This is a genomic window from Streptomyces sp. NPDC005761, assembly GCF_040630635.1.
Lineage (GTDB): Bacteria > Actinomycetota > Actinomycetes > Streptomycetales > Streptomycetaceae > Streptomyces.
Genome location: NZ_JBEXXX010000006.1, coordinates 80,409 through 94,563 on the forward strand (window position 1 = coordinate 80,409; position 14,155 = coordinate 94,563).

The 14,155-nt window shown below is 71.5% G+C and carries 9 protein-coding genes; 8 read left to right on the forward strand and 1 reads right to left on the reverse strand.

Annotated elements, in window-relative coordinates:
• Positions 1-21 precede the first annotated feature (21 nt).
• Positions 22-2,430, reverse strand: a complete 2,409-nt coding sequence (locus tag ABZ434_RS08150) for an endonuclease/exonuclease/phosphatase family protein (protein WP_359132995.1) — start codon at positions 2,428-2,430, stop codon at positions 22-24.
• 560 nt (positions 2,431-2,990) lie between these two features.
• Here ABZ434_RS08150 and ABZ434_RS08155 point away from each other — a divergent pair.
• From ABZ434_RS08155 to ABZ434_RS08190, 8 genes are all read left to right on the forward strand, one after another.
• Positions 2,991-4,259 (forward strand): ROK family transcriptional regulator, encoded by a 1,269-nt coding sequence (locus tag ABZ434_RS08155; protein ID WP_359132996.1) that lies wholly within the window; start codon positions 2,991-2,993, stop codon positions 4,257-4,259.
• 319 nt (positions 4,260-4,578) lie between these two features.
• Complete coding sequence (locus ABZ434_RS08160) at positions 4,579-5,100, forward strand: flavin reductase family protein (protein ID WP_359133266.1); 522 nt, start codon at positions 4,579-4,581, stop codon at positions 5,098-5,100.
• A gap of 46 nt (positions 5,101-5,146) precedes the next feature.
• The gene (locus ABZ434_RS08165) at positions 5,147-6,214 is read left to right on the forward strand and encodes an ABC transporter substrate-binding protein (protein ID WP_359132998.1); all 1,068 of its coding nucleotides are present in this window, start codon (positions 5,147-5,149) and stop codon (positions 6,212-6,214) included.
• Complete coding sequence (locus ABZ434_RS08170; RefSeq protein ID WP_359132999.1) at positions 6,211-7,107, forward strand: ABC transporter permease; 897 nt, start codon at positions 6,211-6,213, stop codon at positions 7,105-7,107. The genes ABZ434_RS08165 and ABZ434_RS08170 overlap by 4 nt, the downstream gene beginning before the upstream one ends.
• Positions 7,083-7,892: an ABC transporter ATP-binding protein gene (locus ABZ434_RS08175; protein WP_359133001.1), complete on the forward strand. Its 810-nt coding sequence runs from the start codon at positions 7,083-7,085 to the stop codon at positions 7,890-7,892. Before ABZ434_RS08170 ends, ABZ434_RS08175 begins: the two co-directional genes overlap by 25 nt.
• A complete protein-coding gene (locus ABZ434_RS08180; protein WP_359133003.1) occupies positions 7,876-9,261 on the forward strand; it encodes an LLM class flavin-dependent oxidoreductase in 1,386 nt (461 codons plus the stop codon). The genes ABZ434_RS08175 and ABZ434_RS08180 overlap by 17 nt, the downstream gene beginning before the upstream one ends.
• The gene (locus tag ABZ434_RS08185; protein ID WP_359133005.1) at positions 9,258-13,088 is read left to right on the forward strand and encodes an ABC transporter ATP-binding protein; all 3,831 of its coding nucleotides are present in this window, start codon (positions 9,258-9,260) and stop codon (positions 13,086-13,088) included. Before ABZ434_RS08180 ends, ABZ434_RS08185 begins: the two co-directional genes overlap by 4 nt.
• Positions 13,085-14,128 carry an aldo/keto reductase gene (locus tag ABZ434_RS08190; protein WP_359133007.1) on the forward strand — a complete coding sequence of 348 codons (1,044 nt, stop codon included), beginning with the start codon at positions 13,085-13,087 and terminating at the stop codon, positions 14,126-14,128. The genes ABZ434_RS08185 and ABZ434_RS08190 overlap by 4 nt, the downstream gene beginning before the upstream one ends.
• Positions 14,129-14,155 lie beyond the last annotated feature (27 nt).

Below are 14,155 nucleotides of genomic sequence, written 5' to 3' on the forward strand. Positions count from 1 at the left end.
CCGCCCGGCCGGGCCGCCGGATCAGCGCCGGCCGTCGACCTTGATCCGTACGATCTGGGGGTCGTGGTCGCTCGCCTGGTCGGCGAACTCCGCGTTGATGTGCACCACGTCGTAGTCGAACCGCCGGATGCCGGGGCTCGTCAGGATGTGGTCCAGCGTCTGCGAATTGCCCTCGTACACGTAGCTGTACTGCTCGTTCGCCGGCAGTGTGGTGATGAGTGGGTTGAGCGCCTTGCCGGCGGTCAGCGCTGACATCGTGGGTGAGAACGCGAAGTCGTTCAGGTCCCCGAGCGTGACGACCCGCGCCGACTTGTCGGCCGCCAGCAGGGACTTCACGAACGTGTTGACCTCCGCCGCCTGCTGGACCCGCTTCGTCTCCGAACTGCGCGACGGTTCCTGATAGCGGCCGTGCAGCGGCTGGTCGCCGCCCTTGGAGGCGAAGTGGTTGCCGATGACGAACACGGGCTTCCCGTGGAAGCGGAACTCGCCGACCAGCGGCTTGCGGCTGTCGTCCCATGCCGCGCTCGCCGGGTTGATCCGGCCGGGCGACACCGACAGGGTGACGCCCTTCCTCGTCCGCACCGCCGCCACCGCGGTCGTCGCGTCGCCGCCCGCCCGGTCCACGAAGGACACCCGGTGCGGGTTGAAGAGGAAGACGTTGCGGATGTTGCCGCCCGGCTCGCCGCCGTCCTGGCCGTCCTGCGGGGCGACGTAGCGCCAGGAGTAGCGCGGGCCGCCCGCCGCGACGATCGCGTCGGTGAAGCGCTTCAGCGTCGCCTCGGAGCCGACCGTGCCGTCGCTGACCGCGCCGTTGTCGTCCTGGATCTCCTCCAGCGAGACGATGTCGGGGGAGGAGAGGTTGACCGCGACGCCCTCGGCGAGTGTGTCGAACTTGGCCTGCTCGTCCAGCGCGTCCAGGTTCTCCACGTTGTACGTGGCGACGGCGAGTTCGCCGCCCTTCTGCCCGCGCGTGACCTCGCGCCGCAGGTGGTGGTCGGTGAGGGTGCCGAGCTCGGTCGCCTGGAGGTTGTAGCCGCCGAACGACGCGTAGTCGATCACGCCGGTGGTGGTGCCGGCCAGCACGTCGCCGACGTTTCCGACCGGGAAGGGGCGTGTGGTGTCGAGCGACATCACCTTGATCCGGCCGGTGTTCTGGTCGGTGTACGAGGAGTACAGCGTGCCGCCGCGCCGGGTCGGGTTCTGCTTCGGCTCGACGGTCACCCAGATCTCGTCGTACGCGGTCGTGGCGCCCGTGACCCGGGTGTCGGCGATCTGTACGCGGGTGCCCTCCAGCGACTCGTAGAGGTCGAGGGCGTACGTCGACGGCTCCAGCGGCAGCGCGTCGATCGAGCCGCCGCCCGCCGAGGGCACGTAAGCGGCGGGCACCGCGGCCGCGTCGAGTACCACCGGCGCCGGCAGCGCGTTGCCGGACGAGAGGACGGTGGTCCGGGGGGAGGTGATCTCGGTGATGGACTGCGTGGTGGCCGACGGGTAGTACTCGTCCACGGTGCCGCTGACCAGTACGGAGTCGCCCACCGCGACCGCCGGGGCGGTGGAGCCGGTGTAGACGAAGACGCCCTCGCCGGTGCGCGGGTCCGCGTCCGGCGCGGTGTCCTGGATCCAGAAGCCGCGGGAGCCCGTGGTGCGTACCGCCGTGACGACGCCGGGGACGCCGGTCACGGCCTTGCCGTCGAACGGGGAGACCCGGGTGGTGCCCTGGATGTCGTGCACGCGCACGGTGCCGGGCTCGGTCGGGTTGCCCGGGTCGCCGGGGCCCTCGCCGCCGCCCGCCGTCTCGCCTGCCGCGTTGACCGGGGTGGGGGCCGCGGCGGTCAGGTCCGCGGCGTTGTCGTCGGTGTCGGCGAGCGAGGCGGCGCGCGCCACGGAGGCGGTGGCGGAGGCGCCCGCCGCCGGGCCGCTTCCTTCCCGGACGACCGCGGAGCCGTAACCCACCAGGTCGACGACGCGGGTGTCGGCGGCACAGTCGGACGCCGTCTTGCAGGTCAGCGGCGTGGTGCCGGAGACCAGCGCGACGGTGCCGCTGGCGGCCGACATGGCGACGGTGCCGGTGACGTCCGGGGCGGGCAGGGCGACGGTGCCACCGGTGCCCGCGGCCTGGGCCACCAGATAGCGGCCGCCGGGTGCGACGGAACCCGTCAGCGCCGAGACCTGCCACGACGAGCCCGCGGACGGGGCGCCGGGCAGGTACTGGACGCTGAACCCGGACAGGTCGTACGCGGCGGAGCCGGAGTTGGCCAGCTCGACGAAATCACGGGTGAGCGTCGCGCCCGAGTTACCGCCGCCGCCGTACACCTCGGAGATCACGGCGGTCGAGGACGGTGCCGCGAAAGCGGCGGGCAGCGCGGTCGCCGAGAGGGTCACGGCGACCGCGCCGGCCAGCAGGACGGAACGGGATCTGGATATGCGCACGGAGACTGCCCCTCAGAGTGTGGTGAGGGAGCACAAGCTATGCGCGTAGAACCGGCGATGACAAGGCATCAGAGGTTAATTCCAGAAATCGTTCCCCCGCCCGGCCGGGTGCCTGCCGCCGGGCCCGTCCGACGCCATCGCCCTGCCCGCCTCCGGACCGGTTGTTCACGCGCCTGCCGTACGCCCGCCATGCCGTGGCAACGCGGGGGCAACAGCCGCCCTGCGCACGGGTGTCCAGGATGCGGCGAGGGTTTGACCGGGTTGAGCCGGTCCGGCTACGTTGCGCGGCATGCAGCGATCCGCACACCTGACGACGCGAGGTCACATCGACCTGAAGCGCGTGTGCTCCGCCGTGTGTCACCGCGTCTGAGAGCGCCACGCCCGCGCCGAGCCCGGCCGCAGGGGCCGCAACCCGCCCCGCACCACCGGCCCGGCCCCTCGCAGGGTGTCTCTCCGCGGGACAGGCCGCGCCGCTCCGGACCCGGAGGCGGCCCGTCCTTGAGCTCCGTACCGGAGTACGCACCGTGCCAACCGCTGCCACCGAGGACCTGGAAGACACTGTGAAGAGTCTGTCTGCGCCCGTCCGCCGCCCTCACGAGAACCGCCCCGCCCCGCTGCGCCGCTCCGACATACCCGCCGCCGTCCCCGGCCGCCGGCTCACCGGCACCGGCTCCGTCCTCGGGGCGATCCTCGACCACGGCCCGGTCGCCCGCTCCACCGTCGCCCGCGTCACCGGCCTCTCGCCCGCCTCCGTCAGCGGGCACGTCGGCCGGCTGCTCGCCCGCGGACTGGTCCGGGAGAGTGCGGAGACCGCAGGTCCGAGGGGGCTCGGCCGGCCGCACGTTCCCGTCGAGATCGACACCGGCGGCTATCTGGTGGCCGGGGTGCACATCGCCGTTGCCCACTCCACCGTCTCACTGATGGATCTGCGCGGCCGGATCGTCGCCGAGGACCGGCAGCCGCACCGCACCACCGAACCCCGCGGCATGCTCACCGGGCTCGCGGCCCGGCTGCCCCGGCTGGTGGCCGCGCACGCCGGTGGGCGCACCGTGCTCGCCCTGGGCCTGGCCACCGGTCATCGGGTCGACCCCGTGACCGGTGTGATCGTGGAGCATCCCCAGCTGGGCTGGCACGATGTGCCGGCCCGCGACATCCTCCACGCCGCGACCGGGCTGCCGGTCCACGTGGACAGCCACTCCCGGGCCCTGGCCCGGGCGGAGCAGATGTTCGGCGAGGAGTCGACCCGGAACAGCACCGTCCTGCTGTTCGTCGGAGCTGTCGTGGACGCGGCCTTCGCGACCGAGGGCGCCATGCACCGGGGCCCTCGCTCGGGGGCCGGCAGCGTGGCCCACCTGCCGCTCGGCGCCGGAGGCACGGGTGGCGCGGAACCGTGCTCCTGCGGACGGACCGGCTGCCTCCAGTCGGAGGTCTCGGAGCGCGCCATGGTGCGGCGCGCGGCCGGTCAGGGGCTGGTCGTCGGATCGTTCCCGGAACTGCTGGAACAGGCACTGGCCGGTGATGCCCGCGCGATGGCGCTGTTCCGCCGTCGGGCGCGGCTGGTCGGCAGGGCCGCGGCCCTGCTGCTGGACATGTTCGACCCCGAGGTGCTCGTCGTCGTCGAGCCGGGGGCGGGCCGGATCCCGGAGTGTCTGGCCGACCTGCGGGCTGAGGTCGCGGAACGCTCCTGGGTCTGCGACGACCCGGAGCGGTCCGTGGTGCCGTCCAGTTTCACCGGCTCCGTGCTGGCCACCGCGGGGGGCGCGGTGGCGCTCGGTGCGCTGTACGTGGACCCCCTCGGCCCCTGGCCGGCGCTGCCCGCGGTCTCCTGACGCCCCCTCGTTCCGTACTCGACTTAATTCAGACAGTTGCATTGTTGACCGTGCGCAAAGCCGAACGGGATGATGGAGTCATGACCAGCCGACAGCGGAATTCAGGAGACGTGTCCTCGACGACGCGTTCCTTCCGCTCGGCCGCGCCGGCCCGCATGTCGGCCCCGCGCCTGTGTTGTCGCCTCTGTCCGGGGCCCCGATAACCGTCACCCGCTGAATTACGGCGAGAGTTCCGCACCGCCGTGCGCCTCGCCCTGCGCTTCTGTGCTCCTTTCGCGTTTTCCTGCCTCCATTCCGACTTTCCACCATGGGAGAGACGTTGACCGTCACCGTGCCCTCATACCTGGCGCCGGCCGCGCCCGCCGCGAAGGGGATCGCCCCGGACCGGTTCAAGCAGGCCTTCCGCCGCTACCCAGCCGGAGTCGTCGTCGTCACCGCAGACGCGGGCCACGGCCCGATCGGCTTCACCGCGACCTCGCTCACCTCCCTGTCGCTCGACCCGCCGCTGGTGTCGTTCGGCATCGGGACCGGCACCTCGTCCTGGCCCCACATCGAACGGGCCGGCACCGCCGTCGTGAACTTCCTCGGCGCCGAACAGCAGGGGCTGGCCACCACCTTCGCCACCAGCGGCATCGACCGATTCGCCGCCCCCACCCGCTGGCGCCGCCTGCCGGAGGGGGAGCCGGTGCTCGACGGAGTGAGCGGCTGGCTGCGACTGGAGATCGAGCAGATCGTCCCGGCCGGCGACCACCGCATCGTCATCGCCCGGGTGGTGGACGCCCGGCTCGACGAGGGACGAAGCCCCCTGCTCTTCCACGACGGCGCCTACCACTCCCTCTGAGCTCCGGCGCCGTCCCCTCCCCATGACTACGGATCAGGAACCCACCATGGCACCCCAGGACATCCACCGAACCGTCGGCCGCAGGTCCTTTCTCGCCCTCGCCGGCGGAACGCTCATCGGTACGCTCGCCGCCTGCTCACCCCAGGCAAAAACCGCGGCGAGCGCCGAGCCCACCGGAAAGCTCCCCTCGGGGGCGCCGCCGCCGGGTACGAAACTCTCCATAGCTGTCCGCACCACACGACTCCAGCTGAAACCCGCAGGACTGGAGAAGGATCTTTCCTTCGACGTTTCGCAATGGCCCAATCTGAATGCGGGTCCCGATATCATCCAGGGATTCCGGGCCCATTCCATCGATCTTGCGGTCAATGCCGGAATACCGCCGATCCAGGCCCACGCCATCGGCGTCGGAGCGAAGATCGTCGCGGTGCAGGTGCGGAACCATCCCTCGTACGTCTTCGCCACCGCACCCGGCTCCGACATCACGTCAGTGGCCGACTTCCGCGGCAAGAAGATCGGCTTCTCCCAGGGGCAGGCGCAGGGCGTCGTCGTGCTGCGCGCCCTGAAGCAGGCCGGCCTCGCCAACGACGACGTCGAACTGGTCGCCCTGCCCAGCACCCAGTTCCTTACCGCCCTGCAGTCCAAGCAGGTGGACGTGGCGCCGCTGGGCGAACCGACCGTCACCAAGTACCTCGCTCAGTACGGGAAGGACGGGGCGCGCGGGTTGAAGACCGACGTCGTGGATCTGCTCACGGTCCTCTGGGCGCCCAACGAGGTACTGAACGACCCGGCCAAGGCCGCCGCCGTCCGCGGTTTCATCCCGCTGTGGGCCCGCGGTCTGACGTGGGCCTGGGAGAACAGCGACGAGTGGATCGACACGTACTACGTCAAGGACCAGGGCGTCTCCGTGGAGGACGGCAAGCGCATCGTCGCCTCGCTCCACAAGCCGCAGTTCCCGACCAACTGGGACAAGGCGATCGCGTGGGAGCAGGAGACCGCCGACCTGATGGCCGAGGGCGGTTTCGTGCCGAAGCAGGACGTCGCCGAACTGTTCGACCGCCGATTCGAGGGGCTCGCCGCGGAGGCCGTGGCCGCTCAGTACCGGGAGACGTCATGACCGAGCTGCTCACGAACACCCGCCCGCCGGGCCGGCTGAAGACGGTGCTGGTGCCCGAGGAGAGCGGGAAACCGGCGCACGGTGCGGCCCCGAAGCCCGGCGCATCCCGCACCACCCGCAGGCGCCTGGGGCCCGGCCGCGCCGTTCCCTTCGGGCGGCTGATCGGCCCGGTGCTGGTCATCGCCCTGTGGTGGTTCGCCTCGGCCATCGGGTACCTGGACCCCCGGATCCTCTCCGGACCCGGCACGGTCCTCTCCACCGCCTCGGACCTCGTCTCCAGCGGCCGGCTCCAGGACAACGTACTCATCTCGCTGCAACGCGCCGGACTCGGCCTGCTCTTCGGAGTGAGCGCCGGAGTCCTCCTCGCCGTCGCCGCCGGACTCAGCCGCACCGGCGAGTACCTCCTGGACGGGCCGCTCCAGATCAAGCGCGCCATCCCGTCCCTGGCCATGCTCCCGCTGCTGATCCTCTGGCTCGGCATCGGCGAACAGATGAAGGTCACCGTGATCGCGCTCGGCGTCGCGGTGAACATGTACATCAACACGTACGCCTCGCTGACCGGCATCGACAGCAGGTACGTCGAGCTCGCCGAGGGCCTCGACCTGAGCCGCGCGCAGTTCGTCCGCAAGGTCGTCGTGCCCGGCTCGCTGCCCGGCTTCTTCGTCGGACTGCGCCTCGGCGTCACCGCGTCCTGGCTCGGGCTGATCGTCGTCGAGCAGATCAACGCCACCAGCGGCATCGGCTACATGATGTTCCAGGCCCAGCAGTACGCCCAGTCCGACGTGATCATCGTGGGCCTGGTGGCCTACGGGATCTTCGGCTTCGCATCGGACGCGGCGGTCCGCGCCGTCGAGAGGAAGGTCCTGTCATGGCGACGCACTCTGGCGGGCTGACCGCCCCCCGCGAGGAGACCGCCGCGACCGCGGTCGCGGAACACCCCGCCATCCGCACGAGGAAACTGGTCCGCAGGTTCGGTGACCGGGACATCCTCAAGGAACTCGATCTCACCGTCGCGCCGGGCGAGTTCACCGCCCTGCTGGGCCGCAGTGGCTCCGGCAAGTCCACCCTGCTGCGGGCCGTCGCACGGCTCGACCACACGGTCGAGGGCTCCGGCGAACTCACCGTACCCGACCGGGTCTCGCTCTCCTTCCAGGACTCCCGGCTGCTGCCCTGGCTCCGGGTGATCGACAACGTGATCCTCGGGCTGCGCGGCCCAGGGGCGCGTGAACGCGGCCTCACCGCCCTGGCCGAGGTCGGCCTGGACGGCCGTGGCCGGTCCTGGCCGCACGAGCTGTCCGGCGGCGAGCAGCAGCGCGCCGCCCTGGCCCGCGCCCTCGTCCGCGACCCCGAACTCCTGCTGGCGGACGAGCCGTTCGGCGCGCTGGACGCTCTGACCCGGATCAAGATGCACGGCCTGCTGCGCGAACTCTACGAACGCCACCGCCCCGCGGTACTGCTCGTCACCCACGACGTCGACGAGGCCGTCGAACTCGCCGACCGGGTGCTGGTCCTGGAGGAGGGACGGATCTCCGTGGATCTCACCATCGATCTGCCCAGCCCGCGCTCCCGCCGCGACACCCGGTTCCAGGAGTACCGCGACACGCTGCTCACCGCCCTCGGCGTGACCCAGTCCCAGCCCCTTTCCGAAGCGAAGGAAACCCATGCCCAGGACGCCTGACCGCAAGCAGCTCCATCTCAACGCGTTCCTCATGTCGACCGGTCACCACGAGGCGTCCTGGCGACTTCCCGAGAGCCCTGCCGAGGCCAATTCCGACATCGAGCACTACAAGAACCTCGCCAGGATCGCCGAACGCGGCCGGCTGGACTCGCTGTTCCTCGCCGACAGCCCCGTCCTGATGGGTGACCCCGGGCGACGGCCCGCCGCCAAACTGGAGCCGACCGTCCTGCTCACAGCGCTCGCCGGGGCCACGGACCACATCGGGCTGATCGCCACGGCATCGACGAGCTACAACGAGCCGTTCAACCTGGCCCGCCGCTTCGCCTCCCTGGACCACGTCTCCGCCGGCCGGGCCGGCTGGAACATCGTCACCACCGCGGGCGCCGACGCGGCCCGCAACTTCGGCCTGGACGACACCCCGCTGCACCGTGACCGCTACCGGCGGGCCGGGGAGTTCGTCGAGGTGTCCACCAAGCTCTGGGACAGCTGGGCGGATGACGCCGTGATCGCCGACAAGGAGCGCGGTGTCCACGCCCTGGCGGACCGGGTGCGGAAGATCGGGCACAAGGGCGAGTTCTTCCGCGTCGACGGCCCGCTCAACGTGCAACGTCCGCCGCAGGGATACCCGTTGCTCGTGCAGGCCGGGTCGAGTGAGAACGGCAAGGACTTCGCGGCCCGGTACGCGGAGGCGGTGTTCACCGCCCAGCAGACCCTGGAGGAGGGCATCGCCTTCTACAAGGACGTCAAGCAGCGCACCGAGGCCATCGGCCGCAACCCGGACGGCATCAAGATCCTGCCCGGCATCGTGCCCGTCATCGGCGACACCGAGGCCGAGGCGCTGGCGCTCGATGCCGAGCTCGACAACCTCATCGTCCCCGAGTACGCCAAGCGACAGCTCGCCCGGACGCTGAAGATCGCCCCCGACGACCTGGACCTCGACGCCGAACTCCCCGACGGCATCCCCACCGAGGAGGAGATCGAGGGCGCCAAGAGCCGCTACACCCTCATCGTGGAGCTCGCCAGGCGAGAAAAACTGACCGTACGCCAGCTCATTGGGAGGCTCGGCGGTGGACGCGGCCACCGCACCTTCGCCGGCACCGCCGAGCAGGTCGCCGACACCATCGAGCACTGGTACGACAGCGGGGCCGCCGACGGCTTCAACATCATGCCCGCCGTCCTCCCCTCGGGCCTCGAAATCTTCGTCGACCGGGTCGTGCCGATCCTTCAGGAACGCGGCCTGTTCCGTACCGAGTACACCGCGAAGACCCTGCGCGGGCACTACGGGCTGCCGCGCCCCGCCAACCGGCTCTTCGAGACCGTCGACCGCAGCGAGGGCCACTTCGGCATCGGTCTGGCGGAGGCCCGGTGACGGACTGTCCGCACCCGGAAACCGGTACGCACCGGCAGCCGCCGCCAGGCTGGGCGCGGCGGCTGCTGGGCTACTGCCTGCGGCACCGCAGCGACATGCTCATGGCCTTCGGCGCCGCCGTGACCGCCGCGGTCGCCACCGCCACCCTGCCCCTCGTGCTGCGGCACGTCGTGGACGGGGTGGCGGCCGGCGGTACCGCCTCGCTCGCCCCCTGGACCGCCCTGCTCGTCGCACTCGGCGCTGTGCGCTTCGGCGCCGCTTTCACCCGCCGCTACCGCTCGGGACGGCTCTCCCTCGGAGTCCAGTACGACCTGCGCAACGACGCGTTCGCCGCCCTGCTCCGGCTGGGCGGCGCCCAGCAGGACGATCTGCGCACCGGACAGGTGGTGAGCCGGTCCATCTCCGACATCACCCTCATCCAGACCCTGCTGCAGTTCCTGCCCAACCTCACCGGCAACGCGCTGATGTTCCTCTTCTCGCTGGTCTTCATGGCCGTCCTGTCGCCGCTGCTGACCGTGGTGGCGCTGGTCGTCGGTCCGCTGCTCTGGCTGATCGCGATGCGCAGCCGCCGCGACCTGTTCCCCGCCAACTGGCACGCCCAGCAGGAGGCCGCCGAGGTGGCCTCCACGGTCGAGGCCACCGTCACGGGCGTCCGGGTGGTGAAGGGGTTCGGCCAGGAGCAGCGCGAGCTCGCCGGTCTTGAACAGCGCGCCCAGCACCTGTTCGCCTCCCGGCTGCGCGTCGTCCGCTTCACCAGCCGCTACAACCCGGCACTCCAGGCCGTCCCCGCGCTCGGCCAGGTCGCCGTGCTCGCGCTCGGCGGCTGGATGGCCCTGCACGGCCGGATCTCGCTCGGCACCTTCCTCGCCTTCACCACCTACCTCGGTTCCTTCGTCACCCCCGTACGCCAGGTGGCCACCCTGCTCACCGTCTGGCAGCAGGCACGGGCGGGCACTGAACGCGTCATGGAAGTCGTGGACGAGGTCCCGGTGATCACCGACGCACCCCAGGCCCGCGAACTGCCCGACGGCCCCCCGGCCATCGCCTGGCAGGACGTCACCTTCGGATACGGCGACCACGCCCCGCTCCTGGACGGGTTCACCCTGGACATCCGACCCGGCGAGACCCTCGCCCTCGTCGGCCCGGCCGGCTCCGGCAAGTCCACCGCCGCAGCCCTGCTGCCCCGGTTCTACGACGTACCGTCCGGATCGGTGCGGGTGGGCGGCCACGACGTCCGCGATCTCGCCCTCGCCTCGCTCCGTTCCCGGATCGGCTACGTCTTCGAGGAGAGCCTCCTGCTCTCCGACACCGTGCGCGCCAACATCGCCTACGGCGTGCCGGGCGCCACCGACGCGCAGATCCGCGCGGCGGCCCGGATCGCCTGCGCCGACGAGTTCATCGAGCGGCTACCCCAGGGGTACGACACCGTCGTCGGTGAACAGGGCCTCACCCTCTCCGGCGGCCAGCGCCAGCGCCTGGCCCTGGCGCGCGCCCTCACCGGCGACCCGGCCGTCCTCGTCCTTGACGACGCCACCTCGGCCATCGACGCCCGGGTGGAGGCGGAGATCCACCACCGGCTGCGCCAGGACGACCGGCACCGCACCACACTGATCGTCGCGCACCGCAGATCGACGCTGGAGCTCGCCGACCGTGTCGCGATCCTCGACGGCGGCCGCATCACGGACACCGGCACACCGGACGAGCTCCTCCGCGGGTCCGCCCTGTTCCGCGAACTGCTCTTGACGGACGGCAGTCCCGACGACATCGCGTCGCCGGATGCCGGCACCGAAGCCACCGAGTGCCCCACCCCGCACCTTTGGCTGCGCCCCGAAGCAAGCGACGACGAGCAGCCGGAGGGGACCGCGGTGCGGGCCGCCCGTGCGCTCGCCGAGGCAGCGGCGACCTCGGGGCCCGGACGCGCGGGCCCCGGCGGCGGGGTGCTCGGCTCGGCCCCGCCGAGCGCCGAACTCATCGCCGGGCTGGCCAGACTCCCGTTGCCCGCAGCCGACCCCGGGGTGCCCACCGACCGTGCCGTGGCCGCCGAGGCGGACTTCGGGCTCGGCGCCCTGCTGCGGCCCTTCCGGCGGCCGCTCCTCCTCGGCCTGCTGCTCGTCGCGCTCGACGCAGCCGCTCAGATCGCCGTGCCGGTTCTCGTCCGGCACGGCGTCGACCAGGGAGTGGCCCACCACGCCGGGCACGTCCTGCTCGCCGCGGCGGCGGCCGCCGCACTCGTGGTGGCCGCGAACTGGCTGATCGGCGTGGCCCAGGTGCGCACCACCGGACGCACCGGCGAACGGCTCCTCTACACGTTGCGGGTGAAGACCTTCGCCCAGCTCCAGCGTCTCGGCCTCGACTACTACGAGCGCGAGCTCGGCGGCCGGATCATGACCCGGATGACCACCGACGTCGACGCCCTGTCGAACTTCCTCCAGACCGGTCTGATCACCGCTGTGGTGAGCCTGCTGACCGTCCTCGGCGTCCTGGTCAGCCTGCTGGTGATCGACGCGCGACTGGCCGTCGTCCTGCTGGCCGCACTGCCGCTGCTGATCGCGGCCACCGCCGTCTTCCGCCATTACTCCGTCCCCGCCTACCGTGAGGCCCGGGAGCGGATCAGCGCGGTCAACGCCTGCCTGCAGGAGAACGTCACGGCGATCCGGGTCACCCAGGCCTTCCGCCGCGAGCAGCGCAACGCCGCCGACTTCGCCGCACTCGCCCGGTCCTTCCGGGACTCCCGGCTGCGGGCCCAGCGCTACATGGGCACGTTCTTCCCGTTCGTCGAGTTCCTCGGCACGCTCTCCTCCGCGGCCGTGCTCACCGTGGGCGCCGGCCAGGTCCGCTCGGGCGAGCTGAGCGCGGGCACGCTCATCGCCTTCCTGCTCTACGTGGAGCTGTTCTTCTCGCCGATCCAGCAGCTCTCGCAGGTCTTCGACGGCTATCAGCAGGCCGTCGTCGGACTCGGGCGGCTCCGTACCCTGATGAACACCCCCACCGGAACCCCGCCGGCGAAGGACGCCAGGCCGGTCCCTTCCCTGCGTGGCGAGGTCGAGTTCGACTCGGTCTCCTTCGGCTACGCGGGCGGCGGCGGCCAGGAGGTCCTGCACGGTGTCTCCCTGCGTATCGCACCGGGTGAGACCGTCGCGCTCGTCGGCGCCACGGGAGCAGGCAAGTCGACCGTCGTGAAGCTCCTCGCCCGCTTCTACGACCCCTCCGCCGGTGCGGTCCGGGTGGACGGTCATGACCTGCGCGAACTCGACCTGCCCGGATTCCGCCGTCGGCTCGGTATGGTCCCGCAGGAGGCCCACCTGTTCAGCGGCACCGTCCGCGATGCCATCGCCTACGGGCGCCCCGACGCCACCGACAGCGAGGTGGAGCAGGCGGCCCGGGCGGTCGGGGCGCACCAGATGGTCGCCGGGCTGCGGCTCGGCTACCTCCAGCCGGTGGGTGAGAGGGGTCGCGGCCTCTCGGCCGGACAGCGTCAGCTCCTCGCCCTGGCCCGCGCCGAACTCGTCGATCCGGATGTCCTGTTGCTCGACGAGGCGACCGCGTCACTGGACCTCGCCACCGAGCGCAGAGTGGCCGCGGCGACCGAGGTGCTGGCCCGTCGTCGTACCACGGTCGTCGTCGCCCACCGGCTCACCACGGCCGTCCGTGCCGACCGGGTGGTGGTCCTCGATGCCGGAACCGTCGTCGAGACCGGCACCCACACCGAACTGCTCGCCGCCCAGGGCCCGTACCGGCGGCTGTGGGACGCCTTCCGGGAGACCGGTCACGCAACGCCGGTCGACCACCTGAATGCCAGTGAACTCGTCAAGGAGAACGCAGGATGACGCAGTACCGCGATTTCGGCCGCACGGGTGTCAAGGTCAGCCCGCTCTGTCTCGGCACCATGATGTTCGGTGCCCGGGGCAACCCGGACCACGACGACAGCATCCGGATCATCCACCACGCCCTCGATTCCGGCATCAACTTCGTCGACACCGCCGACGTCTACTCCGCGGGCGAGTCCGAGACCATCGTCGGCAAGGCGCTGGCAGGCGGCCGCCGCGACAACGTCGTGCTCGCCACCAAGTTCCACGGCAGCCTGGGCGCCGACCCCAACGAGCAGGGTAACTCCCGCCGTTGGATCATCAGGGAGGTGGAGAACAGCCTGCGGCGGCTCGGCACCGACTGGATCGACCTCTACCAGGTGCACCGCCCGGAGCCCGGCACCGACTTCGACGAGACCCTGGGCGCTCTCTCCGACTTGGTCCACCAGGGCAAGATCCGCTATATCGGTACGTCGACGTTCGAGCCGTCCGCCATCGTGGAGGGCCAGTGGACCGCGGAGCGCCGCGGTCGCGAACGCGTCGTCGCCGAGCAGCCCCCGTACTCGATCCTCGCCCGCGGCATCGAACGCGAAGTGCTGCCCACCGCCCGCCGCCACGGCCTGGCGGTCCTGTCCTGGAGTCCGCTGGCCGGCGGGTGGCTCTCCGGCCGCTACCGCAAGGGGGCCGGCCAGCCCGCCTCCAGCCGTGCCGAGCGGCAGGCCGAACGGTTCGACATCGCCTCGCCGGAGAACACCGCCAAGCTCGACGCCGCCGAAGCGCTCGCCCAGCTGGCCGACGAGGCCGGGCTGACCCTCGTCCAACTGGCGCTGGCCTTCGTGCTGGAGCACCCGGCGGTCACGTCCGCGATCATCGGCCCCCGTACCTTCGAGCAGCTGACCAGCCAGCTCGGCGCGGACCGGGTGCGGCTGAGTCAGGACGTGCTCGACCGGATCGACAAGATCGTCCCCCCGGGCACCAACCTTTCCCCCCGGGACGCCGGTTACCACCCGGCCGACCTCACCGACCCGGCGCTGCGCCGCCGTTCGCACCCGGCGGTCTAGGCCGGCTGCTCCGCGGCAGGCTCCCTG

Coding starts and splice junctions, on each gene's coding strand:
- ABZ434_RS08165 (WP_359132998.1), top strand. CDS start 5,147: ATGGCACCCCAGGACATCCACCGAACCGTCGGCCGCAGGTCCTTTCTC.
- ABZ434_RS08170 (WP_359132999.1), top strand. CDS start 6,211: ATGACCGAGCTGCTCACGAACACCCGCCCGCCGGGCCGGCTGAAGACG.
- ABZ434_RS08175 (WP_359133001.1), top strand. CDS start 7,083: ATGGCGACGCACTCTGGCGGGCTGACCGCCCCCCGCGAGGAGACCGCC.
- ABZ434_RS08180 (WP_359133003.1), top strand. CDS start 7,876: ATGCCCAGGACGCCTGACCGCAAGCAGCTCCATCTCAACGCGTTCCTC.
- ABZ434_RS08190 (WP_359133007.1), top strand. CDS start 13,085: ATGACGCAGTACCGCGATTTCGGCCGCACGGGTGTCAAGGTCAGCCCG.